Origin of the sequence: Alishewanella jeotgali KCTC 22429 (assembly GCF_000245735.1) — a bacterium.
Lineage (GTDB): Bacteria > Pseudomonadota > Gammaproteobacteria > Enterobacterales > Alteromonadaceae > Alishewanella > Alishewanella jeotgali.
The window spans coordinates 1-23527 of sequence record NZ_AHTH01000034.1 but is presented as its reverse complement, the minus strand read 5'-3'; the positions used below and the strand labels follow the sequence as shown (position 1 = coordinate 23527).

Sequence of the window (23527 nt, the reverse complement as noted above, 5' to 3'; positions counted from 1 at the left end):
GAGCAAAAAGAGCAAAAATAAACATAAGCAAGCAGCCATTTTGGCTTTGCCTATGCACCTAGTTTCAAGTGCTCCCCAATCGGGAGCTTATCAACAAACACTCTGCCTAACAGGACTTACCGGTGTTTGTACCAGCCAGAATCATATCGACTGGCGGCGTATTATATACACCCCAGCCGATATTGCAAGCATTGATTATAAAACGATCAACAGTAATACCAATCCCATTTTAGAATTGTTCGTCTGTCAGTTGCAGCGCGGCGCTGCCATCGGCGCCCAGCTGGGTAAACAATGCCTGCGCCTTTGGCATGACCCGACGCAGATACCAGTGTGCCGCACCTTGTTTAGCGGCAATAAAATCGGCGCTATGCTTTTCGCTATCAAGCGCTGCCAGATTCTTGTACCACATATAGCCATAGAGCACATAGCCTGCCGCATCCAGCAGGTCACAGGCATCCAGCGCCTGTTGCGTCGTATCCTTCGCTAGTTGAGCTGCAACACAATCTTGTAGCTGAACTACGGCAGTTAACAGTAGTTCAGCAGCGGCATTGGGCTTTGTACTGACCTCAGTATGGATCTCTGTCAATAGCTGCTGCAGCACGCCGCCCTGGTCGGCCGCCACCTTGCGCAAGGCAAAGTCCAGCGCCTGAATACCATTTGTCCCCTCATAGATCTGAGCAATCCGTACATCCCGCACCAGCTGCTCCATACCCCATTCTTTAATATAGCCATGACCACCGAATACCTGCTGCGCGTTAACGCAGGCATCCAAACCACGATCCGTCATAAAGGCTTTGGTGATCGGCGTCAGTAGGTTGGCACGGTCAGCCGAGAGCTTACAATTATCATATTTTGCCTTATCCAGTAAGCTGGCAACCCAGGTCGCAAAGGTTCGGCCTGCTTCGTTAAGGGTTTTGATATTTAACAGCATCCGCCGCACATCAGGATGGCCAAGGATCGGGTCGGCTTTGTTCGGATCACGCCCGACGGTTCTACCCTGCAAACGGTCTTTGGCATAGGCCAAGGCATTTTGATAAGCGCGCTCTGCAGCGCCCAATCCCTGACTACCCATCGACAAACGCTCGTAGTTCATCATGGTAAACATACAGGCCAAACCGCGGTGTGGCTCACCAATCAGATAACCGGTAGCACCATCAAAATTTAGCACACAGGTTGCCGAGCCATTAATACCCATTTTGTGTTCGATAGAGCCAACACTGACGTTATTGCGCTCGGCCGGCTCTCCGTTTGCGTTAAGTAAAAACTTCGGCACCAGAAATAGGGAGATACCCTTGCTGCCTGCTGGAGCGTCCGGCAATTTGGCCAGCACCAGGTGGATAATGTTGCGGGTAAGGTCATGCTCACCGGCGGTAATAAAGATTTTGCTACCGCTGATTTGATAGCTGCCATCCGCTGCCGGCTTGGCCGTAGTACGCATAATACCCAGATCTGAGCCGGCGTGCGCTTCGGTCAGACACATAGTACCCGACCATTCCCCGCTGTAGAGTTTTGGCAGGTACAACGCTTTGGTTGCATCATCTGCGTGTTGCAGCAAGGCAACACAGGCTCCGGCAGTCAGTCCCGGATACAGTGAAAAGGCAATATCAGCACTACAGAGCATCTCGTCGACCATCATCGACAAGGCCTTGGGCATCCCCATGCCGCCGTATTCCGGATCACCGCTTAAACCGGTCCAGCCGCCTTCACTCAGGCTTTGATAGGCACTGTAATAATGTTCCGGTAGTGTAACCTTACCATCAGTTAGCTGAGCGCCACGCTGGTCAGCGGCCTGACTAAAGGGCGCCAGTTGCTGCTCACAAATTTTAGCGGCCTCTTCAAGAATAGCTTTGGCAGTATCTGCCTCAATCAAATCCTGCAGCTGCGGCTGCTGTTGCCAATACTGATCTAATTGCCAGACGTCAAACAGGTTAAACTGGATATCATTGAGGGGTGCCTGATACAGACTCATGCTCTACTCCTTAACTGGACCGATGAGTTAGAACTATGGCACAGCCCTTATTTTCAAACAAGTGTTTGAATAATGTTTCGGACAGAAAAAAGGCCCCTTCCGGAGCCTTCTTTGTACAACAGTATGACTTAGGCGATGATCTTAGATACTACGCCTGCACCTACTGTACGACCACCTTCACGGATTGCGAAGCGTAAACCTTCGTCCATCGCGATTGGGCAAATCAGTTCTACGGTGAACTTCAGGTTGTCACCTGGCATTACCATCTCTACGCCTTCTGGCAGCTCTACCGCACCTGTTACGTCAGTGGTACGGAAGTAGAACTGTGGACGGTAGCCTTTGAAGAATGGCGTGTGACGACCACCTTCTTCTTTTGACAGTACGTACACTTCACCTTCAAACTTAGTGTGTGGCTTGATTGAACCTGGCTTCGCCAGTACCTGACCACGCTCTACGTCTTCACGCTTGGTACCACGTAACAGTGCACCAATGTTCTCACCCGCACGACCTTCGTCCAGCAGCTTACGGAACATCTCTACACCAGTACAGGTCGTTGATACTGTATCTTTGATACCGACGATTTCTACTGTCTCACCAACTTTGATTATACCTTGCTCTACACGGCCTGTTACTACTGTACCACGACCCGCGATTGAGAATACGTCTTCGATTGGCATGATGAACGGCTTATCAATAGCACGCTCTGGCTCTGGGATATAAGTATCCAGTGCTTCGCCCAGCTCCAGGATTTTCTTTTCCCACTCGGCATCGCCTTCCAGACCTTTTAAGGCTGAACCGCGGATTACTGGCAGGTCATCACCTGGGAAGTCGTAGTCTGACAGAAGCTCACGCACTTCCATCTCTACCAGCTCTAACAGCTCTTCGTCATCTACCATGTCACACTTGTTCATGAACACGATGATGTACGGTACGCCTACCTGACGTGATAACAGGATGTGCTCACGCGTTTGTGGCATTGGGCCGTCTGTCGCCGCTACTACCAGAATTAGCCGCCGTCCATCTGGAGCTGCACCAGTGATCATGTTCTTAACGTAGTCAGCGTGACCTGGACAGTCAACGTGTGCATAGTGACGCGTTGGTGTGTCGTATTCTACGTGTGAAGTATTGATCGTGATACCACGGGCTTTTTCTTCCGGTGCTTTGTCGATTTGATCGAAAGCAAATGCCTGACCGCCGTAGTGCTTAGCTAATACGTTAGTGATAGCAGCTGTCAGTGTAGTTTTACCGTGGTCAACGTGGCCGATTGTACCTACGTTTACGTGCGGTTTTACGCGTTCAAATTTAGCCTTAGCCATGTGTAGACCCTTCTTAGTCAAAAATTAGACCCGGCCAAAACCGGGCCTGTTAATCGTTAATCGTATGCTTTACGTGAAGCGATAATGGCTTCAGTAACGTTACTCGGTGCTTCCTGATAGTTCAGTGGCTCCATCGAATAGGAGGCACGGCCCTGACTCAGTGAGCGCATGTTAGTGGCATAACCAAACATTTCAGACAAAGGCACGTTAGCAGCAATAATTTTGATGCCACCTGGTGCGTCTTCCATGCCATTGATAATACCGCGCCGACGGTTCAAATCGCCAACGATGTCACCCATAAAGTCTTCTGGCGTCACTACTTCAACCTTCATAATAGGTTCCAGTAGCACAGGCTTGGCCTGCAGCGCACCTTTTTTGAAGCCCATTGAAGCGGCGATTTTAAAAGCCATTTCACTGGAGTCAACATCGTGGTAAGAGCCGTCAAACACCGTGACTTTAACGTCGATTACCGGATAACCCGCTAATACGCCGTTTTTCATCTGCTCTTGAATACCTTTGTCGATTGCCGGAATAAACTCTTTTGGAATTACCCCACCGACCACGGCATTTTCAAACTTATAACCTTCGCCTTCCGGTAATGGTTCAATGCGTAACCAACAGTGACCAAACTGCCCACGACCACCAGATTGACGAACAAACTTACCTTCGACTTCCGTCTGACCACGCAGGGTTTCGCGGTAAGAAACCTGTGGTTTACCCACGTTCGCTTCTACCTTGAACTCGCGCTTCATGCGGTCAACGATAATATCGAGGTGTAGTTCGCCCATACCCGAGATAATGGTTTGCCCGGTCTCTTCATCGGTATGCACCCGGAAAGACGGATCTTCCGCTGCCAGTTTACTCAGGGCTACACCCATTTTCTCCTGGTCGGCTTTGGTTTTCGGTTCAACTGCGACAGAAATTACCGGCTCAGGGAACTCCATCCGCTCCAGAATAATCGGGTTATCCTGATCGCATAGGGTATCACCTGTGGTGGTGTCTTTCAGACCAATAGCCGCGGCAATATCACCCGCCCGAACTTCTTTGATTTCCTCACGCGAATTAGCATGCATCTGTACGATACGGCCAATCCGCTCTTTCTTGTCTTTTACTGAGTTGTATACGGCTGAGCCAGACTCAACCACACCTGAGTAAACCCGGAAGAAAGTCAGGGTACCAACGAAGGGGTCAGTGGCGATTTTAAATGCCAGGGCCGCAAAGGGCTGGTCGTCGCCTGAAATCCGCACACCTTCTGATTCATCCGGCAAAATACCGCGGATGGCTTTAACTTCAGTCGGTGAAGGCAGGAAGTAGACTACGTTATCCAGCATGGCCTGAACGCCTTTATTCTTAAAGGCTGAACCACACATAACCAGCACAATCTCGTTGCGTAAGGTCAGGTCACGCAATGCCTGACGGATTTCCTGTTCAGTGAATTCCTCACCTTCCAGATAACGATCCATCAGTTCTTCACTGGCGTCTGCGGCCGCTTCGATCATGTTCTGCCGCCACTCGTTACACTCTGCAACCATATCGGCTGGAATGTCTTCATAAGTGAAGGTCATACCCTGATCGTCTTCGTTCCAGTTGATTGCCTTCATTTTAATCAGGTCAATCACACCTTTGAACTGGTCTTCAGCACCAATAGGCAGCTGAATAGGCACGCAACGCGAGTTCAGGCGGTCATTAGCCTGCTTAACTACGCGCAGGAAGTTAGCACCTGTACGGTCCATCTTATTTACGAAGATCATGCGAGGAACTTCGTATTTATTCGCCTGCCGCCAAACCGTTTCGGTTTGTGGCTGGACGCCGGATGAACCGCAAAGTACTACCACAGCACCATCTAACACCCGCAGTGAACGCTCAACTTCAATAGTGAAGTCAACGTGGCCCGGGGTATCGATCAGATTGATGCGGTGCTGTTCAAACTGCTGCTGCATACCAGACCAGAAAGTTGTCGTCGCAGCCGAGGTAATAGTAATACCCCGCTCCTGCTCCTGTTCCATCCAGTCCATAGTTGCAGCGCCGTCATGCACCTCACCAATCTTATGCGAGCGGCCTGTGTAAAACAGGACCCGCTCGGATGTCGTGGTTTTGCCGGCATCAACGTGAGCACAGATACCAATGTTACGGTAACGTTCGATTGGAGTTGTACGTGCCACAATAATTTCCCCTCAGTTAAGAAATTCTTACCAGCGGAAGTGTGCGAACGCTTTGTTCGCTTCGGCCATACGGTGCACGTCTTCACGCTTCTTCACCGCTGAACCTTTGTTCTCGATTGCATCCAGCATCTCGCCTGCAAGACGCTGAGCCATAGATTTTTCACCACGTTTACGGGCAGCTTCTACTAACCAGCGCATGGCTAAAGCATTACGACGCACCTGACGAACTTCACACGGTACCTGGTAGGTAGAACCACCCACGCGACGTGATTTAACTTCAACAGACGGACGAATGTTATCCAGAGCCACTTCGAACAGGTCGATGTGCTCTTTCTTAGATTTCGTAGCTGCAATTTCTAAAGCGCCGTATACAATTGATTCGGCGATGGACTTTTTACCGTCGACCATTACGACGTTAACAAATTTGGCAAGTAACTCACTTCCGAACTTAGGATCTGGAAGGATTTTACGTTGACCGATGACGCGTCTTCTAGGCATTCGAAACTCCGATTGCTTCAGGTGATTCCAAAACTTTTAATACAGTAATGAAAAAAAGTTGTTTAGTTTGGCCTTACTAACGGAGTACCGTTACTTCTTAGGCCGCTTGGCGCCGTACTTAGAACGGCCTTGTTTACGATCTTTTACGCCTGCACAGTCTAACGTGCCACGTACGGTGTGGTAACGCACACCCGGAAGGTCTTTTACCCGGCCACCGCGGATCAGCACTACGCTGTGTTCCTGCAGGTTGTGGCCTTCACCACCGATGTAAGAAGTTACTTCGAATCCGTTGGTTAAACGAACACGGCATACTTTACGTAATGCTGAGTTTGGCTTCTTAGGTGTAGTGGTGTATACACGGGTACAAACACCACGCTTCTGCGGGCAAGCTTCAAGCGCCGGAACGGTGCTCTTGGCTACCTTCTGGCTGCGCGGCTTACGCACTAGCTGGTTGATTGTTGCCATTAAATACTCCTGGTTAATATATACCCAATAAACGTGAAAAATTCCGCCCCCGAGAATGAGGCCGCGGAATTCTAATGGTCAAGCTTTGACCTGTCAAGTTACAAAGCACACTGCCGGCATTTTAATGCCGGCAGGTGTTGTTCCTTGCTTACTCGTCGTTGCCCGATAAATCCATATTCAGTGCATCGGTCAGTGCCTGTTCGGCCGACTCTGCACTCATTACCGGTTCAACAACATCATTGTTGCCGGCACGCTGACGGGCACGGTTCTGGTGATAAGCAAAACCAGTACCGGCCGGGATCAGACGACCAACAATAACGTTTTCTTTCAGACCACGCAGTTCGTCAACCTTGCCGCCGACAGCAGCTTCGGTCAGAACGCGGGTGGTCTCCTGGAACGAGGCCGCAGAAATGAAGGAGTCCGTAGACAGAGACGCCTTAGTAATACCTAACAGTACACGCTCGTACTGCGCAGGCATTTTGCCGGCGGCTTCCAGTTCACGGTTCGCGATATTCACGCGGGCCACTTCAGCCTGTTCGCCTTCCAGGAATTCACTGTCGCCAGGGTGAGTGATCACACACTTACGCAGCATCTGCCGGATAATGGTCTCGATGTGCTTGTCGTTGATCTTTACACCTTGCAGACGGTAAACGTCCTGTACTTCGTTCACAATGTAGCTGGCAACATGGTGAATACCACGCAGACGCAGGATGTCATGTGCTGACTCCGGACCTTCTGACAGGACTTCACCTTTCTCAATACGCTCGCCTTCGAACACATTGACCTGACGCCATTTCGGGATCATCTCTTCATGAGCTTCACCCTGATCCGGTGTAATCACCAGACGGCGCTTGCCTTTGGTTTCTTTACCAAAACCGATAACACCTGAAATCTCAGCCAGGATGGCAGGATCTTTTGGCTTACGCGCTTCGAACAAGTCAGCAACGCGCGGCAGACCACCGGTAATATCCCGTGTCTTCGAACTTTCCTGAGGAATACGTGCCAGTACAGTACCGGTCACCACGTTATCGCCATCCGCCACTTCAATAGTGGTGAAACTTGGCAGACGAATTTCCTGCAGGCCGCCATCGTCGGTTGCCAGAATCAACTTCGGCTCTTTAGCGTTCGCTTTGGCCAGGTCTTTCACTACAGTACGGGTTAAGCCGGTCAGCTCATCCATTTGTACTTCAGTGTTGGTATCGTCAACATCACTGAACGAGACCTTAGCGCCGCGCTCAACGATAATTGGGTGTGAATGCGGATCCCAGTTCGCCACGATCTGGCCTGCTGTGATCTTGGCATTATCGTCTGTCGTCAGGATCGAACCGTACGGCAGCTTATAACGCTCTTTTTCACGACCTAATTCATCGAATACGGTGACTTCAGCTGAACGCGAAGTGATAACAATCTTGTTATCGGCATTGCGGACGAACTTGGCGTTGTGTAGCTTCAGGGTACCGGCGTTCTTCACCTGGACACTGTTTTCAGCTGATGCCCGTGATGCCGCACCACCGATGTGGAAAGTCCGCATCGTTAACTGGGTACCAGGTTCACCGATTGACTGCGCTGCGATAACACCTACCGCCTCACCTGGGTTAATCAGGTGACCGCGCGCCAGATCCCGGCCGTAACACTTAGCACAAACACCGAAGTCGGTCTGACAGGTAATAACAGAGCGTACGTGCACTTCGTCGATTGAGTTTTTCTCAATCAGATCACACAGCTGCTCATCAAGCATGGTGCCATCTGTCACCAGCACTTCGCCCGTTGTTGGCGCAATGATATCGCCAATCACCACCCGGCCCAGTACCCGCTCACGCAGACCTTCTACCACGTCACCACCTTCAATCAGCGGCTTCATGATAATGCCCTGCTCAGAACCACAGTCGTGCTCTGTTACGACTAAGTCTTGTGCCACATCGACCAGACGACGCGTCAGATAACCTGAGTTCGCTGTTTTCAGTGCGGTATCAGCCAGACCCTTACGGGCACCGTGGGTTGAAATAAAGTACTGTAATACGTTCAGACCTTCGCGGAAGTTCGCCGTAATCGGCGTTTCGATGATCGAACCATCCGGCTTAGCCATCAGGCCCCGCATCGCTGCCAGCTGACGGATCTGCGCCGGTGAACCCCGGGCGCCAGAGTCGGCCATCATGTACACTGAGTTAAACGACTGCTGCTGTACAGTATTACCGTCCCGATCAACCACGTTCTCTTTCGACAGGTTATCCATCATCGCCTTAGACAAGGCTTCGTTGGCTGTTGACCAGATATCGATAACTTTGTTGTACTTTTCACCAGCGGTAACCAGACCCTGTTGGAACTGGTCCTGGATCTCTTCTACTTCTTTCTCAGCTGCGTCGATAATTTCAGTCTTCGCCGCTGGGATCACCATATCATCGATACCAACCGACACACCCGATAACATCGCGTAGTGGAAACCGGTATACATAATCTGGTCTGCCAAAATAACGGTTTGTTTCAGACCGATACGGCGGTAAGCACCGTTTAACAGGCGGGAAATCTGCTTTTTACCCATCGCCTGGTTCACCGCATCAAAGCTTAAACCTTCCGGCAGGATCGAATACAGAATGGCCCGGCCAACAGTGGTGTCTTTAACTGCCGTCTCAGAGGTCTTAGTGCCATCTTCATGGATGGTCACTTCGGTCATCCGCACTTTGACTTTGGCGTGTAAGCTGGCAACACCGGCACGGAACGCTTTCTCGGCCTCTTTCGGGCTCTTGAACAGCATGCCCTCGCCTTTCGCGTTTATCGCTTCGCGGGTCATATAGTACAGACCCAGAACGACGTCCTGCGATGGTACTATGATTGGCTCACCGTTTGCTGGCGACAGTACGTTGTTGGTCGACATCATTAACGCACGGGCTTCTAACTGTGCTTCCAGCGTTAACGGTACGTGTACCGCCATCTGGTCACCGTCGAAGTCAGCGTTATAGGCCGCACACACCAGAGGGTGCAGCTGAATCGCTTTACCTTCGATCAGTACCGGCTCAAATGCCTGGATACCCAGACGGTGCAGTGTTGGTGCCCGGTTCAGCAGTACCGGATGTTCACGGATGACTTCGTCCAGTACGTCCCATACTGCGCCTTCTTCGCGCTCTACCATTTTCTTGGCGGCTTTGATCGTCGTCGCTAAACCACGGGCTTCCAGCTTGCCATAGATAAACGGCTTGAACAGTTCCAGTGCCATTTTCTTCGGCAGACCACACTGGTGTAAACGCAGCGTAGGACCTACGGTAATTACCGAACGGCCTGAGTAGTCTACACGCTTACCCAACAGGTTCTGACGGAAACGACCCTGTTTACCTTTGATCATGTCCGCCAGTGACTTCAGTGGACGCTTGTTGCTACCGGTGATCGCTCGGCCGCGACGACCGTTATCTAACAGCGCATCAACAGCTTCCTGTAACATCCGCTTTTCGTTACGTACGATAATGTCCGGCGCAGACAGATCTAACAGACGCTTCAAACGGTTGTTACGGTTAATAACCCGGCGATATAAATCGTTCAGATCTGAGGTTGCGAAACGACCACCGTCCAACGGTACTAACGGACGTAAATCCGGCGGTAACACTGGCAGTACAGTCATAATCATCCACTCTGGCTTGTTACCAGAAGTATGGAAAGCTTCCATTAATTTCAGACGTTTGCTGATTTTCTTCCGCTTGGTTTCTGAGTTAATGGTTGGCAACTCTTCGCGCATTTGCTTGATTTCAGTCGCCAGCTCAATGCCTTTTAATAAGTCCAGAATCGCTTCTGCACCCATCTTGGCTTCGAACTCATCGCCATGCTCTTCCAGCACGTCCAGATATTCTTCTTCGGTCAGCATCTGACGACGCTCTAGCGACGTCATACCTGGCTCGGTTACCACGTAGCTTTCGAAGTACAGCACGCGCTCGATATCACGCAGCGTCATATCCAGTAATAAACCGATACGGCTTGGCAGTGACTTCAGGAACCAGATATGGGCAGTCGGGCTGGCCAGCTCGATATGACCCATGCGCTCACGACGGACTTTGGTCAGGGTGACTTCAACGCCACACTTTTCACAGATCACACCGCGGTGCTTTAAGCGCTTGTACTTACCACACAGACACTCATAGTCTTTTACCGGCCCGAAGATCCGGGCACAGAATAAACCGTCACGCTCGGGTTTAAAGGTACGGTAGTTGATCGTCTCTGGCTTTTTCACTTCGCCGAATGACCATGAACGAATCATGTCCGGCGAGGATAAACCGATACGGATAACATCAAACTCGTCAGTTTTAGTTTGCTGTTTCAGAAACTTTAATAAGTCTTTCACCTTTGCTCTCCTGTAAGAGGTAAACCGGAATGGGGCAGCTCACTGCCCCGCCAACTCAAGGTCGGTTTATTCCTCTTCCAATTCGATATTAATACCGAGCGAACGGATTTCTTTCATCAGTACGTTGAAAGATTCTGGCATGCCAGGCTCCATTCTGTGGTCGCCGTCAACGATGTTCTTATACATCTTGGTACGACCGTTGACGTCGTCAGACTTAACGGTAAGCATTTCCTGCAGCGTGTAAGCTGCACCGTAAGCTTCCAGCGCCCACACTTCCATCTCACCGAAGCGCTGACCACCGAACTGCGCCTTACCACCCAGCGGCTGCTGCGTAACCAGACTGTACGAACCGGTAGAACGGGCGTGCATCTTATCGTCAACCAGGTGGTTCAGCTTCAGCATATACATGTAACCAACCGTGACTTTCCGCTCGAAAGTATTACCGGTACGGCCATCATACAGCGTGATCTGACCGCTTGACGGCAGGTCACCCAGCTCCAGCAGTTGTTTGATTTCTGACTCTTTGGCACCATCAAACACCGGCGTTGCTACAGGTAAGCCTTTACGCAGGTTCTCGGCTAAACGGCGTACTTCATCATCGCTGAAGCTCTCGATATCCACGTTCTGACGTGATTCACCCAGCGCATACACTTTCTTCAGGAAGTCACGGATTTCCGCCGTTTCTTTCTGCTCTTTGATCATGGCGTCGATCTTGTCGCCGATACCACGGGCCGCTAAGCCTAAGTGTGTTTCCAGGATCTGACCGATGTTCATCCGCGATGGTACACCCAGTGGGTTCAGTACGATATCAACCGGCTGACCTTTCTCGTCATATGGCATATCTTCCACAGGCACGATAGTCGAGATCACACCCTTGTTACCATGACGGCCGGCCATCTTATCGCCAGGCTGAATACGACGTTTCACCGCCAGATACACCTTAACGATCTTCAGCACGCCAGGTGCTAAGTCATCGCCCTGCACAATCTTACGGCGCTTGGCTTCAAACTTCTTGTCATACTCGATACGAATTTCTTCGTACTGGGCAGCCAGCTGTTCAAGGTCGTTTTGCTTATCTTCATCCGACAGGCTTAAGTTAAACAGTGCGTCGCCTTTTAAGCCATCGATCTTGCTACGCTCAAAACCGCTTTGCTCCAGCAGGTTACGGGCACGGCTGAAGATACCGGCTTCCAGGATACGGAATTCTTCATTCAGGTCTTTCTTAGCCTGTTTGATTTCCATTTCCTCGATTTCACGGGCGCGCTTATCCTTCTCAACGCCGTCACGGGTAAATACCTGTACGTCAATAACAGTACCTGTTACTGAGTTTGGTACCCGCAGTGAGGTGTCTTTAACGTCAGAGGCTTTCTCACCGAAGATGGCGCGTAACAGCTTCTCTTCCGGTGTTAACTGGCTCTCACCCTTAGGTGTGACCTTACCAACCAGAATGTCGCCACCCTTCACTTCCGCACCGATATAAACGATACCAGCTTCATCCAACTTCGACAGGGCAGACTCACCTACGTTTGGAATATCGGCAGTGATTTCTTCAGGCCCAAGCTTGGTATCACGAGCGATACAGCTCAATTCCTGAATGTGGATGGTGGTTAAGCGATCCTCTTGCACTAAACGCTCAGATAACAAAATCGAGTCTTCGAAGTTGTAACCGTTCCACGGCATGAATGCCACGCGTAAGTTCTGACCTAAGGCCAGTTCACCTAAGTCGGTAGAAGGACCATCAGCCAACACATCGCCACGCTCAATTGGCTCACCGTGGTTAACGCAAGGACGTTGGTTAATACAGGTGTTCTGGTTCGAACGGGTGTATTTGGTCAGGTTGTAGATATCGATACCGGCTTCGCCTGGTACCATTTCATCTTCATTTACCTTGATCACGATACGGCTGGCGTCAACATAGTCAACAGTACCGCCGCGTTTCGCCACTACGGTTACCCCTGAGTCTTTCGCTACCACGCGCTCAATACCGGTACCGACTAACGGCTTATCAGCGCGCAGTGTTGGTACCGCCTGACGTTGCATGTTCGAGCCCATCAGTGCCCGGTTAGCGTCATCGTGTTCCAGGAACGGGATCAAAGCAGCGGCAACAGATACGATCTGCTGTGGTGCAACGTCCATATACTGTACGTCCGATGATGGCATCAGCGTAAATTCGTTTTTAAAGCGGCAAGGTACTAAGCCTTCAACGATACGGTTGTTCTCGTCTAACTCGGCGTTAGCCTGAGCGATCACAAAGTTACCTTCTTCAATCGCCGACAGGAAATCTACTTCGTCAGTCACCACGCCATTTTCAATCCGGCGGTATGGTGTTTCCAGGAAACCATATTCGTTAGTCTGAGCGAAAATCGATAACGAGTTAATCAGACCGATATTCGGACCTTCAGGTGTTTCGATAGGACAAACCCGACCATAGTGCGTTGGGTGTACGTCACGAACTTCGAAACCGGCGCGCTCGCGGGTTAAACCGCCCGGGCCAAGAGCAGAAATACGGCGCTTGTGCGTCACTTCTGACAGCGGGTTGTTCTGATCCATAAACTGTGACAGTTGGCTAGAACCGAAGAACTCTTTCACCGCAGCAGAGATTGGCTTGGCGTTGATCAGATCCTGTGGCATTACTGCGTCTAAATCGCCTAACGACAGACGTTCTTTCACAGCACGTTCAACACGTACTAAACCAACACGGAACTGGTTTTCGGCCATTTCACCGACTGAACGGATGCGGCGGTTACCTAAGTGGTCAATATCATCCACTTCGCCTTTACCGTTACGAATGTCGATCAGGACTTTCATTACCGCCAGAATATCTTCTTTGCTCAGTACGCCAGTACCTACGCCTTCTTCGAAGCTAACACGACGGTTAAACTTCATCCGGCCTACCGTAGACAGGTCGTAACGATCTTCAGAGAAGAACAGATTTTCAAATAAGGTTTCAGCAGCTTCGCGCGTTGGCGGTTCACCCGGGCGCATCATACGGTAGATTTCTACCAGCGCTTCCATCCGGTTGCTGCTTGGATCGATCCGTAAAGTTTCAGAGATATAGGCACCCTGATCCAGATCGTTAATATAAAGGGTTTCAAAACTGTCGTAGCCGGCTTTGCTTAGTTTTGCTAACAGCTCCAGTGTGAGCTCTGCGTTCGCCTCGGCAATAATCTCTCCGGTTGAACGGTCAGCGTAATTTTTCGCCAGCACCCGACCTACCACATATTCATGTGGTACTTCCATCATCGTTAAGCCAGTTTTTTCTAACTGACGGACGTGACGGGCAGTAATACGACGGCCTTGTTCTACGATCACTTCGCCATCGTTATCTTTAATATCAAAAGCTGCTGTTTCACCGCGCAGACGGCTTGGTACCACTTCCATCAGAATCTTGCCGTCTTTGATATCAAAGCGGGTATTCTCAAAGAAAGTAGCCAGAATTTCTTCGGTGCTGAATTCTAAAGCACGCAACAAAATGGTCGCAGGTAATTTACGACGACGGTCAATCCGCACAAACAGACTGTCTTTGGCGTCGAATTCAAAATCTAACCAGGAACCACGGTAAGGAATGACCCGAGCGTTATACAGTACTTTGCCTGAGGAGTGAGTTTTACCACGGTCATGGTCAAAGAATACACCTGGACTGCGGTGCAGCTGAGAAACAATTACCCGCTCAGTACCATTGATAACAAAGGTACCGTTCTCGGTCATTAATGGGATTTCACCCATATAGACTTCCTGCTCACGGATGTCTTTGATGGTGCCTGGTGCTTCTTTATCGAATAACACCATGCGCAGCTTCACCCGTAACGGCGCTGAGTAGGTCACACCTCGGATCTGACATTCTTTGACGTCAAACACGGGTTCCCCAATGCGGTAGCTTACGTACTGTAATTCGGCGCTGCCTGAATAACTTTTGATTGGAAATACAGAGCGGAATGCGGCTTCCAAACCGTATTCACCTTCCGGATCTGGCTCGATAAATTTGCTGAATGATTCGATCTGAATCGACAACAGGTATGGCACATCCAATACTTCCGGACGTTTGCCGAAGTCCTTACGGATACGTTTCTTCTCAGAATAAGAGTAAGTCATGGGGTTCCTCAGCTTGCTGATTTTTTTCCCAACCACTTTTCGGTGGTTTTAGTTACCAGACACGATAACTAGAGGGGTGGGGAAATCATTGTCCCACAGCGCAAAAAGGCCGGTGATTAATTCATCACCAGCCCGGCCTGAAATTCAGGCAGCTAATCTGGTTTGCACCAGATTATTTAACTTCAACAGATGCACCAGCTTCTTCAAGTTCTTTCTTGAGGGCTTCAGCTTCTGCTTTAGAGATACCTTCTTTGATTGGCGCTGGAGCGCTTTCAACCAGGTCTTTAGCTTCTTTCAGACCTAAACCGGTAGCACCGCGAACTGCTTTGATAACAGCTACTTTGTTAGCGCCGGCACCAGCCAGAACTACGGTGAACTCAGTTTGCTCTTCAACAGCAGCAGCTGGGCCAGCAGCAACAGCTACGGCAGCGGCGGCAGAAACACCAAACTTCTCTTCCATTGCAGATACTAATTCAACAACTTCCATTACAGACATTGCTGCGATTGCATCTAAGATTTGCTCTTTAGTCACTGACATTGCTCAGATTCCTAAATTGTGGGCCTTGGCCCGATTAAACTTTATCAAACCAAACGTAAAATTACGCGGCTTGCTCTTGTTTTTGGTCGCGAACCGCGGCAATTGTACGTACAAGTTTGCCGGCTGCTGCTTCTTTCATAGTGCTCATTAAACGTGCGATAGCTTCGTCGTAAGTTGGTAACGAGGCTAACAGTTCAACGTTCACTGTGGCGCCATTAAAAGCTGCACCTTTCAGCTCGAAGTTTTTGTTTTCTTTCGCGAAATCTTTGAAGATCCGCGCTGCAGCACCTGGGTGCTCCTTAGAAAACGCAACTAAAGTCGGGCCTACGAATACATCTTTCAGACACTCAAACTCGGTGCCTTCTACTGCACGGCGAGCTAAGGTGTTACGGACAACTTTTACCCATACACCTGCTTCACGCGCTTGCTTACGCAGCGCAGTGATTTTGCCTACAGTGACACCACGAGCGTCTGCGACTACCGCAGATAAAGCACCTTTGGCAGCTTCCTGGACTTCAGCAACAATTGCTTTTTTGTCATCAAGCTTAATAGCCATTGGCTCTTAACTCCTGGTTCATCCGAACATAATGTTCGGTTGCCTACACATCGCTGACGGTTGCCAGCGCGCGATTTACGGTGAGACCAGAAGAATATAATTCGTTCTGGGGCCTACACCGTCTGCGTAGGTTGGTTTATTAAGTTACGGCTATCGAAACAGCGTAACACCTACGGTCTTGGACGGAAGCGATTAATTGCCTAAACAACAACCGCTTCTACCCGAAAAATGAGGGCGAGATTATAAATTAACCTGCCCTTAGCTGTAAAGCGCTTAAACAGCAGCGCTTAACGAAGCCTGGCTCAGGGTTAAACCTGCACCGTGTGTAGAAGAAATAGTCACTTTCTTGATATACACACCTTTAGCTACTGAAGGCTTAGCACGCTTCAGCGCAACCAGTAAGGCTTCTAAGTTTTCTTTCAGCTTGTCAGCGTCGAAATCCAGCTTACCGATGGTTGAATGGATGATACCATTCTTGTCGTTACGGTAACGTACCTGACCCGCTTTAGCGTTCTTAACTGCTTCAGCAACGTTAGGAGTAACAGTGCCGGTCTTCGGGTTAGGCATCAGGCCGCGAGGACCTAAGATCTGACCCAGCATACCAACAACGCGCATCGCATCTGGAGAAGCGATAACAACGTCAAAATCCATAACGCCTTTCTTAACTTGTTCAGCTAAGTCTTCCATACCAACGATGTCTGCACCAGCTGCTTTAGCGGCTTCTGCATTAGCACCCTGGGTGAACACAGCAACACGAACAGTACGGCCAGTACCGTGCGGCAGTACAGTAGCACCACGTACGTTCTGGTCAGATTTACGGGCATCGATACCCAGGTTAACTGCTACGTCAACGCTTTCTACGAACTTGCCAGCTGATAATTCTTTTAACAGCGCAACAGCTTCGTTGATCTCATATTCGCGAGTTAAATCAACTTTAGAACGGATTAACTTAGCGCGTTTAGTTAATTTAGCCATCTATTAGCCCTCCACCACTAAGCCCATTGAACGCGCAGTACCTTCGATAGTACGCACGGCAGCAGCGTGATCCGCAGCTGTTAAGTCTGGTTGTTTTACTTTCACGATCTCGTCGATCTGAGCAGCAGTAACTTTACCAACTTTCTGGGTGTTTGGACGGCTTGAACCACCTTTCAGACCAGCAGCTTTCAGTAATAAGAAAGATGCTGGTGGAGTGCGGGTTTCAAATGTGAATGAACGGTCGCTATATACTGTGATAACAACTGGAATAGGCATGCCTTTTTCCAGGCTCTCTGTACGGGCGTTGAAGCCTTTACAGAATTCCATGATGTTAACACCGTGCTGACCTAACGCCGGACCAACTGGTGGCGACGGGTTTGCCATACCGGCTTTTACCTGCAGTTTAATAAGTGCAGTGACTTTCTTTGCCATGTTTCACCTCTGTTAGTGGGTCTTTGCCTTGTAAGTGCGAGGACACTTACTCAAACGGCTTCCCTTACGATAAAAAGGGCGCAGATTATATTTTAATCTGCGCCCCGTTACAAGCTTATTATCAAGCCTTCTCGACTTGACCGAACTCTAATTCTACTGGTGTCGCGCGACCGAAAATTAACACCGACACTTTTACGCGGCTCTTTTCGTAGTCAACTTCCTCTACCACACCATTAAAGTCAGCAAACGGACCTTCAGTTACCCGCACCACTTCACCGGCTTCAAACAATGTTTTCGGCTTCGGTTTATCGGCATTGTCTTGCAGGCGATTCAGGATAGTCATGGCTTCTTTTTCTGAAATAGGTGCCGGACGATCTGAAGTACCACCAATAAAACCTAATACCCGCGGCACACTTTTCACTAAGTGCCAGGCCTCTTCACACATTTCCATTTGCACCAGCACGTAGCCAGGGAAGAATTTACGCTCTGACTTACGCTTTTGACCGGCGCGCATTTCAATCACTTCTTCGGTGGGTACTAATACCTCACCGAATTTATCTTCCATTTGATGGATCTTGATATGTTCGCGCAGCGAGGTGGCAACTTTTTGCTCAAACCCAGAGAACGCCTGAACGACATACCAACGCATTTTTCCTGCCATGACTTAAATCCCCAGTCCGGTAAAGAATGAGACGACGCGCAATAAAATGGCATCCAGTCCCCATAGAATTAGACCCATAATAATGGTCGCAACAATCACCACTAATGTCGTTTGCATCGTTTCCTGGCGGGTTGGCCATACTACTTTGCGAACTTCAGTACGGGATTCTTTGGCGAAATTCAGGAAAATTTTACCTTTGGTGGTTTGCGCGGCAATAAAACCGGCAGCAGCGACTAGCACCACTATTGCAATGGCCCGTTCTAAGGTCGACAACTCATAAATATAGTTACCAACTACGATCAGAGACAGGATAACGACAACTAACAGCCACTTGACCAGGTCTAATCCGCTTTTTGGTGTTTCGCTTACTGCGCTCATGCTTCCACTCACTTAATTAAACTTAATTATGTTATTCACAAACTTAACATAATAGCCCCGGCTTACTGCCGGGCGCGAAATTTGGCAGGGGCAGAGGGATTCGAACCCCCAACCATCGGTTTTGGAGACCGCTGTTCTACCAATTGGAACTATGCCCCTGTAAAGTTACCAACGACTCGCGACACTGTCGTTAAATAGCCGCTCATTATACTGTCTCAGCAGACTAAAACAAGCTTGGCTTGCACCCTGAATGGTGTTTCGATGGCGAAATAGTGACAAAAAAGGCCCCTTCCGGAGCCTTCTTTGTACAACAGTATGACTTAGGCGATGATCTTAGATACTACGCCTGCACCTACTGTACGACCACCTTCACGGATTGCGAAGCGTAAACCTTCGTCCATCGCGATTGGGCAAATCAGTTCTACGGTGAACTTCAGGTTGTCACCTGGCATTACCATCTCTACGCCTTCTGGCAGCTCTACCGCACCTGTTACGTCAGTGGTACGGAAGTAGAACTGTGGACGGTAGCCTTTGAAGAATGGCGTGTGACGACCACCTTCTTCTTTTGACAGTACGTACACTTCACCTTCAAACTTAGTGTGTGGCTTGATTGAACCTGGCTTCGCCAGTACCTGACCACGCTCTACGTCTTCACGCTTGGTACCACGTAACAGTGCACCAATGTTCTCACCCGCACGACCTTCGTCCAGCAGCTTACGGAACATCTCTACACCAGTACAGGTCGTTGATACTGTATCTTTGATACCGACGATTTCTACTGTCTCACCAACTTTGATTATACCTTGCTCTACACGGCCTGTTACTACTGTACCACGACCCGCGATTGAGAATACGTCTTCGATTGGCATGATGAACGGCTTATCAATAGCACGCTCTGGCTCTGGGATATAAGTATCCAGTGCTTCGCCCAGCTCCAGGATTTTCTTTTCCCACTCGGCATCGCCTTCCAGACCTTTTAAGGCTGAACCGCGGATTACTGGCAGGTCATCACCTGGGAAGTCGTAGTCTGACAGAAGCTCACGCACTTCCATCTCTACCAGCTCTAACAGCTCTTCGTCATCTACCATGTCACACTTGTTCATGAACACGATGATGTACGGTACGCCTACCTGACGTGATAACAGGATGTGCTCACGCGTTTGTGGCATTGGGCCGTCTGTCGCCGCTACTACCAGAATTAGCCGCCGTCCATCTGGAGCTGCACCAGTGATCATGTTCTTAACGTAGTCAGCGTGACCTGGACAGTCAACGTGTGCATAGTGACGCGTTGGTGTGTCGTATTCTACGTGTGAAGTATTGATCGTGATACCACGGGCTTTTTCTTCCGGTGCTTTGTCGATTTGATCGAAAGCAAATGCCTGACCGCCGTAGTGCTTAGCTAATACGTTAGTGATAGCAGCTGTCAGTGTAGTTTTACCGTGGTCAACGTGGCCGATTGTACCTACGTTTACGTGCGGTTTTACGCGTTCAAATTTAGCCTTAGCCATAAGTAACCCTTATTAAACAAAACGGCGGTGATTGAAAAATCAGCATTGTAATGCTTACGAGGGAGGCTTGCAAGATGGTGCTGATACCCAGAATCGAACTGGGGACCTCGTCCTTACCAAGGACGCGCTCTACCGCCTGAGCTATATCAGCATTGTGATCTTATTGGAGCGGGCAGCGGGAATCGAACCCGCATCTTCAGCTTGGAAGGCTGAGGTAATAGCCATTATACGATGCCCGCGGCCTTCTCGTAGCTATTCTCCTGACGAAGATGGTGGAGGGGGAAGGATTCGAACCTTCGAAGGCAGTGCCGGCAGATTTACAGTCTGATCCCTTTGGCCACTCGGGAACCCCTCCACTAATGGTGCCGCTTATCCGAGTCGAACGGATGACCTACTGATTACAAGTCAGTTGCTCTACCAACTGAGCTAAAGCGGCACTACGTCAGTGGGTGCGAATTCTAGTGGAATGCGGAAAGTCGCGCAACAGAAAAACACGAAAAAAGCGGATTTTCTTAGCCAAGTGGCTAAATGCTAGCCAAAACAGCTTTTAATTGTCGATGTATTGCGCAATACCCCGAAATAACAAAAAGGGATCAACCAACACTGGCAGATCAGGCAGATAGCTTTTTAACAGTTCGGCATCACCACCAGTGAGCACCAGCTGTTGTGCCGGTGTTGTTTGCCAGCCCAAACGGATTGCACCTATTATTGCTGCCAAAGCGCCGTTTTCGACACCGGCGCTGGTAGAACAGCCCGGGGCGAGGTTTGGCATCAGCTGCTGCGCCTTATGTACCCGCGCGGTTTGAGTTAGTAATGCTTGCTGCTGTAATTGTAATCCGGGCAAGATCCACCCACCCAGATGACGATTTGCCTCCAACCAATCAAAGGTCACAGCAGTTCCGGCGTCGACGATTAACTGACGGTCTGCCGGATAAGAGCGATAAGCACCTAGCATCGCTAACCAGCGGTCAACACCAAGTCGTTGTGGTTCAACATAGCTATTTATCAAGCCAAAGGCGCTGGCCTCAGTATGCAATTGCACCGTTGGAAAATTTGCCGCTTGCAGACCCTGTAACAGCTCCGTTGTTTTCTGCTCTGTTGCTACGCTGCTCAGGTAAGCCGCAGTAACAGGTAGTTTAAGCAAGCCAGCAACGGAATCTAATGCCAACTGTTGGAACTGGCCGTTCTGATATAGTGCGGCTTTTAAACGGCTGTTTCCCAGATCCAATAGTAGCTGCATCAGGTTGCTCCTCTTAAACTGAGCTCTCCGCCATAAAACGCCTGTAAGCCTGCGACAGTTTCAAGAAGCAGGGCACCTTGTTGATCCACACCACGACAAATGCCGCTGATCTCTTTGCTACCACTGAGTTTAACTGCTTTACCGGCATAGAGATCAAACTGATTAAAACGCTGCTGAAAGGGTGCAAAGCCCGCAGCGTTAAACAGCTCCAGAGCACCAATTAGATGTTGCTGCAAACGGGCAATTAGCACATTGCGGTCAACCGTTGCTGTGGCGTGAGATTGCAGATCGGTGAATGGTTGGTCGATGCTCTGGTCTGCCAGCTGCGGCAAACGAATATTTAAGCCTATGCCAATGACTAACTCACACACCGCATCCGCTTGCCCTGCCAACTCAACCAGAATGCCGGCAGCCTTTGCCCCGTTGATGTATAAATCATTAGGCCATTTTACTTGCGCTGGCACCTGATAATCTTGCTGCAACAGCTCAGCCAATGCGCAGGCGACGACCAGACTCAATCCCATGGCAGCAGGGATCCCCTGCTCCAACCGCCAATAGCAACTAAAGTATAGACTGCTACCAAAAGGCGAAAACCATTGCCGCCCACGGCGGCCCCTTCCTGCGGTTTGCGCCTCGGCCACAATCACTTGCCCCGGCTGTAACGGCTTACCGGCCTGGATCAGTGCCAATAGCTGCGCATTGGTAGAATCAGTAATATGCTGCACCCGGATCTCTGGACTTTCATTACACTGTAAACTACGGATCACTGCCGCATCTAACAGCTGCAATGGGCTGGAGAGCGCATAGCCCTTGCCCTTTAGCTTAAAGATATCCAACCCGAGTTGACTTAGCTGCTGCAGATTATTCGCGATTGCGGTACGACTTAAACCAAAACGTTCAGCCAAACGCTGACCTGAGTGAAATTTGCCGTCAGCGAGTAGAGCCAGCAACTGCCGTTGTAGCTGTAAATTAGGCTGGGACATGGTGCTGTCCGGCGCCATTGAGTAATCTGACTTCAGGTTCAAGCTCAATGGCGAAGCGCTGCAGCACGGTACTACGAATGGTAGCGATTAAAGCCAGTAAAGGCGCACTATCGGCCAGGCCGTAATTCACGATGACCAGCGGTTGCTTCTGATAACAACCGACGTTATCAACTACCACGCCTTTGAAACCAGCTTGCTCTATTAGCCAGGCAGCTGGCACCTTGACACCCTCTGTTTGTGGATAGCCGGGCAGTGTTGGATAGTCATGGCGTATAAGTTGAAACTGCCGCTCGGTAATAACAGGGTTCTTAAAGAAGCTGCCACAATTGGGCAACTGCCGGTAATCAGGTAGCTTACTTTGCCGGATCTGGATAACAGTTGCGAAAATTTGCTGTAACGTGGCTGTTTTTGGTAACTCTTTTAAGCCGGGATAATCCAGCACTGGCATAGGCTGGCGTGATAGCGTCAGGCCAAGGGCCACTATTACGCCGCGGCCCTGCAATTGCTGTTTAAAAATGCTATCGCGATAAGCAAACTGGCACTCCGATGCCGGTATCCTTACTACTTCACGGCGCTGCCAGTCGTAGAAGTCAACATAGCTGCAGCGATCTGAGAGCTCGACACCATAAGCACCAATATTCTGTACCGGCGCTGCGCCCACCGAGCCCGGTATTAAAGCCAGGTTTTCCAGGCCCCATAATTGCTGCTCTACCGTCCAACTGACCAGTTGATGCCAGTTATGGCCAGCTTCAACGTGTAACAGAACATGCTCAGTATCGGCGTGTTGGCTTATTCCCTTAGCAAGATAGCGTAACACCGGCTTATGCTGCGTCGCCAAAAAGATGGTATTGGTACCCTCGCCTAATACTGTTGGATAATCCGGTCCGTTAAATTGCTTAAGATCCGCAATATCGGCGGCGAGAAATACCTGGTCGAGTTGATAAGGCAGGCGAAAACTTGAGTACTGTTCAGCTGCTTGCTGACGAAGAAGTTGCATAGCAAAACCATGGTTGTGAATTAGCCGCAATTTTAAAGAACCCCCGGCGCGAGCGCAAATTTATTGCGGCTTTGGCAGGAAATGATTGCTTTCAGATGCGAGATAACACTGACAGTTTGTTATCGGACTATACACTAATGGATATCCTTAGTTTTTGTTATCTCCACGTTTTGTGTTGTCTGACTTTACGCTTTGTCTGGCTGTTGTTTGGTCGTAGCGCAGTGTGATGGTTGATATCGTGGCTATGGCTCGCTGTGATAAGTCTGTTTTGTCTTCTCGCTTTATCTCTTCTATTACTATCGCAGGATGACTCCGGTACGACGGGCGTACCGGAGTCTGAGTGTGGTGTAAGCGTTTAGGTTGGCTATTCGTATTGAGGTTGCTTGGTCATAGTGCAGTGTGATGGTTGATATCGTGGCTATGGCTCGCTGTG

17 protein-coding genes and 5 tRNA genes are annotated in these 23527 nt (G+C 49.8%); all 22 read right to left on the bottom strand.

Annotated features, from left to right (window positions below; all coding sequences use genetic code 11):
* Window positions 1-229 precede the first annotated feature (229 nt).
* The 22 genes from AJE_RS10250 to murB all read right to left on the bottom strand — a co-directional run bounded on the left by AJE_RS10250 (window position 230) and on the right by murB (window position 23094).
* Complete coding sequence (locus AJE_RS10250; protein WP_008950794.1) at window positions 230-1969, bottom strand: acyl-CoA dehydrogenase family protein; 1740 nt, start codon at window positions 1967-1969, stop codon at window positions 230-232.
* Window positions 1970-2097: 128 nt separating this feature from the next.
* On the bottom strand, window positions 2098-3285 hold the full coding sequence (gene tuf, locus AJE_RS10245) for an elongation factor Tu (RefSeq protein WP_008950787.1): 1188 nt from the start codon (window positions 3283-3285) through the stop codon (window positions 2098-2100).
* Window positions 3286-3341: 56 nt separating this feature from the next.
* Window positions 3342-5447: an elongation factor G gene (gene fusA, locus AJE_RS10240; RefSeq protein ID WP_008950793.1), complete on the bottom strand. Its 2106-nt coding sequence runs from the start codon at window positions 5445-5447 to the stop codon at window positions 3342-3344.
* A gap of 27 nt (window positions 5448-5474) precedes the next feature.
* Window positions 5475-5945 carry a 30S ribosomal protein S7 gene (rpsG, locus tag AJE_RS10235; RefSeq protein WP_008950792.1) on the bottom strand — a complete coding sequence of 157 codons (471 nt, stop codon included), beginning with the start codon at window positions 5943-5945 and terminating at the stop codon, window positions 5475-5477.
* Window positions 5946-6035: 90 nt separating this feature from the next.
* Complete coding sequence (gene rpsL / locus AJE_RS10230; protein WP_008950791.1) at window positions 6036-6410, bottom strand: 30S ribosomal protein S12; 375 nt, start codon at window positions 6408-6410, stop codon at window positions 6036-6038.
* Between the two features lie 148 nt (window positions 6411-6558).
* Complete coding sequence (gene rpoC / locus AJE_RS10225; RefSeq protein ID WP_008950790.1) at window positions 6559-10734, bottom strand: DNA-directed RNA polymerase subunit beta'; 4176 nt, start codon at window positions 10732-10734, stop codon at window positions 6559-6561.
* Between the two features lie 66 nt (window positions 10735-10800).
* On the bottom strand, window positions 10801-14826 hold the full coding sequence (gene rpoB / locus AJE_RS10220; protein ID WP_008950789.1) for a DNA-directed RNA polymerase subunit beta: 4026 nt from the start codon (window positions 14824-14826) through the stop codon (window positions 10801-10803).
* A 172-nt stretch (window positions 14827-14998) separates the two neighbouring features.
* On the bottom strand, window positions 14999-15364 hold the full coding sequence (gene rplL / locus AJE_RS10215; protein ID WP_008609607.1) for a 50S ribosomal protein L7/L12: 366 nt from the start codon (window positions 15362-15364) through the stop codon (window positions 14999-15001).
* Between the two features lie 61 nt (window positions 15365-15425).
* Window positions 15426-15920 (bottom strand): 50S ribosomal protein L10, encoded by a 495-nt coding sequence (gene rplJ, locus AJE_RS10210; protein ID WP_008609608.1) that lies wholly within the window; start codon window positions 15918-15920, stop codon window positions 15426-15428.
* A 273-nt stretch (window positions 15921-16193) separates the two neighbouring features.
* Window positions 16194-16895 (bottom strand): 50S ribosomal protein L1, encoded by a 702-nt coding sequence (rplA, locus tag AJE_RS10205; RefSeq protein ID WP_008950788.1) that lies wholly within the window; start codon window positions 16893-16895, stop codon window positions 16194-16196.
* A 3-nt stretch (window positions 16896-16898) separates the two neighbouring features.
* Window positions 16899-17327, bottom strand: a complete 429-nt coding sequence (gene rplK / locus AJE_RS10200) for a 50S ribosomal protein L11 (RefSeq protein ID WP_008609611.1) — start codon at window positions 17325-17327, stop codon at window positions 16899-16901.
* Window positions 17328-17448: 121 nt separating this feature from the next.
* The gene (nusG, locus tag AJE_RS10195) at window positions 17449-17988 is read right to left on the bottom strand and encodes a transcription termination/antitermination protein NusG (protein WP_197408409.1); all 540 of its coding nucleotides are present in this window, start codon (window positions 17986-17988) and stop codon (window positions 17449-17451) included.
* Between the two features lie 3 nt (window positions 17989-17991).
* Window positions 17992-18366, bottom strand: coding sequence for a preprotein translocase subunit SecE (gene secE / locus AJE_RS10190; RefSeq protein WP_008609614.1), 375 nt, complete (start codon window positions 18364-18366; stop codon window positions 17992-17994).
* 82 nt (window positions 18367-18448) lie between these two features.
* Window positions 18449-18525 (bottom strand) — tRNA-Trp (locus tag AJE_RS10185).
* Window positions 18526-18686: 161 nt separating this feature from the next.
* Window positions 18687-19874 (bottom strand): elongation factor Tu, encoded by a 1188-nt coding sequence (gene tuf / locus AJE_RS10180; RefSeq protein WP_008950787.1) that lies wholly within the window; start codon window positions 19872-19874, stop codon window positions 18687-18689.
* A gap of 75 nt (window positions 19875-19949) precedes the next feature.
* Window positions 19950-20025: transfer RNA gene (locus AJE_RS10175), tRNA-Thr, on the bottom strand.
* 13 nt (window positions 20026-20038) lie between these two features.
* Window positions 20039-20113, bottom strand: a tRNA-Gly gene (locus AJE_RS10170).
* 31 nt (window positions 20114-20144) lie between these two features.
* Window positions 20145-20229, bottom strand: a tRNA-Tyr gene (locus AJE_RS10165).
* Window positions 20230-20234: 5 nt separating this feature from the next.
* A tRNA-Thr gene (locus AJE_RS10160) sits at window positions 20235-20310 on the bottom strand.
* A 111-nt stretch (window positions 20311-20421) separates the two neighbouring features.
* Window positions 20422-21114, bottom strand: coding sequence for a type III pantothenate kinase (locus AJE_RS10155; protein ID WP_008950786.1), 693 nt, complete (start codon window positions 21112-21114; stop codon window positions 20422-20424).
* A complete protein-coding gene (gene birA, locus AJE_RS10150; RefSeq protein ID WP_008950785.1) occupies window positions 21114-22097 on the bottom strand; it encodes a bifunctional biotin--[acetyl-CoA-carboxylase] ligase/biotin operon repressor BirA in 984 nt (327 codons plus the stop codon). The genes AJE_RS10155 and birA overlap by 1 nt, the downstream gene beginning before the upstream one ends.
* Window positions 22084-23094, bottom strand: a complete 1011-nt coding sequence (gene murB, locus AJE_RS10145) for a UDP-N-acetylmuramate dehydrogenase (RefSeq protein WP_008950784.1) — start codon at window positions 23092-23094, stop codon at window positions 22084-22086. The genes birA and murB overlap by 14 nt, the downstream gene beginning before the upstream one ends.
* Between the last annotated feature and the right edge of the window lie 433 nt (window positions 23095-23527).

What these genes read in the sequence shown, in the direction of transcription:
- rplL (WP_008609607.1), bottom strand. Translation starts at nt 15,364, where the DNA reads ATGTCAGTGACTAAAGAGCAAATCTTAGATGCAATCGCAGCAATGTCT.
- rpsG (WP_008950792.1), bottom strand. Translation starts at nt 5,945, where the DNA reads ATGCCTAGAAGACGCGTCATCGGTCAACGTAAAATCCTTCCAGATCCT.
- rplK (WP_008609611.1), bottom strand. Translation starts at nt 17,327, where the DNA reads ATGGCAAAGAAAGTCACTGCACTTATTAAACTGCAGGTAAAAGCCGGT.
- nusG (WP_197408409.1), bottom strand. Translation starts at nt 17,988, where the DNA reads ATGGCAGGAAAAATGCGTTGGTATGTCGTTCAGGCGTTCTCTGGGTTT.
- AJE_RS10155 (WP_008950786.1), bottom strand. Translation starts at nt 21,114, where the DNA reads ATGCAGCTACTATTGGATCTGGGAAACAGCCGTTTAAAAGCCGCACTA.
- tuf (WP_008950787.1), bottom strand. Translation starts at nt 19,874, where the DNA reads ATGGCTAAGGCTAAATTTGAACGCGTAAAACCGCACGTAAACGTAGGT.
- tuf (WP_008950787.1), bottom strand. Translation starts at nt 3,285, where the DNA reads ATGGCTAAGGCTAAATTTGAACGCGTAAAACCGCACGTAAACGTAGGT.
- rpsL (WP_008950791.1), bottom strand. Translation starts at nt 6,410, where the DNA reads ATGGCAACAATCAACCAGCTAGTGCGTAAGCCGCGCAGCCAGAAGGTA.
- murB (WP_008950784.1), bottom strand. Translation starts at nt 23,094, where the DNA reads ATGCAACTTCTTCGTCAGCAAGCAGCTGAACAGTACTCAAGTTTTCGC.
- birA (WP_008950785.1), bottom strand. Translation starts at nt 22,097, where the DNA reads ATGTCCCAGCCTAATTTACAGCTACAACGGCAGTTGCTGGCTCTACTC.
- AJE_RS10250 (WP_008950794.1), bottom strand. Translation starts at nt 1,969, where the DNA reads ATGAGTCTGTATCAGGCACCCCTCAATGATATCCAGTTTAACCTGTTT.
- rplJ (WP_008609608.1), bottom strand. Translation starts at nt 15,920, where the DNA reads ATGGCTATTAAGCTTGATGACAAAAAAGCAATTGTTGCTGAAGTCCAG.
- rplA (WP_008950788.1), bottom strand. Translation starts at nt 16,895, where the DNA reads ATGGCTAAATTAACTAAACGCGCTAAGTTAATCCGTTCTAAAGTTGAT.
- secE (WP_008609614.1), bottom strand. Translation starts at nt 18,366, where the DNA reads ATGAGCGCAGTAAGCGAAACACCAAAAAGCGGATTAGACCTGGTCAAG.
- rpoB (WP_008950789.1), bottom strand. Translation starts at nt 14,826, where the DNA reads ATGACTTACTCTTATTCTGAGAAGAAACGTATCCGTAAGGACTTCGGC.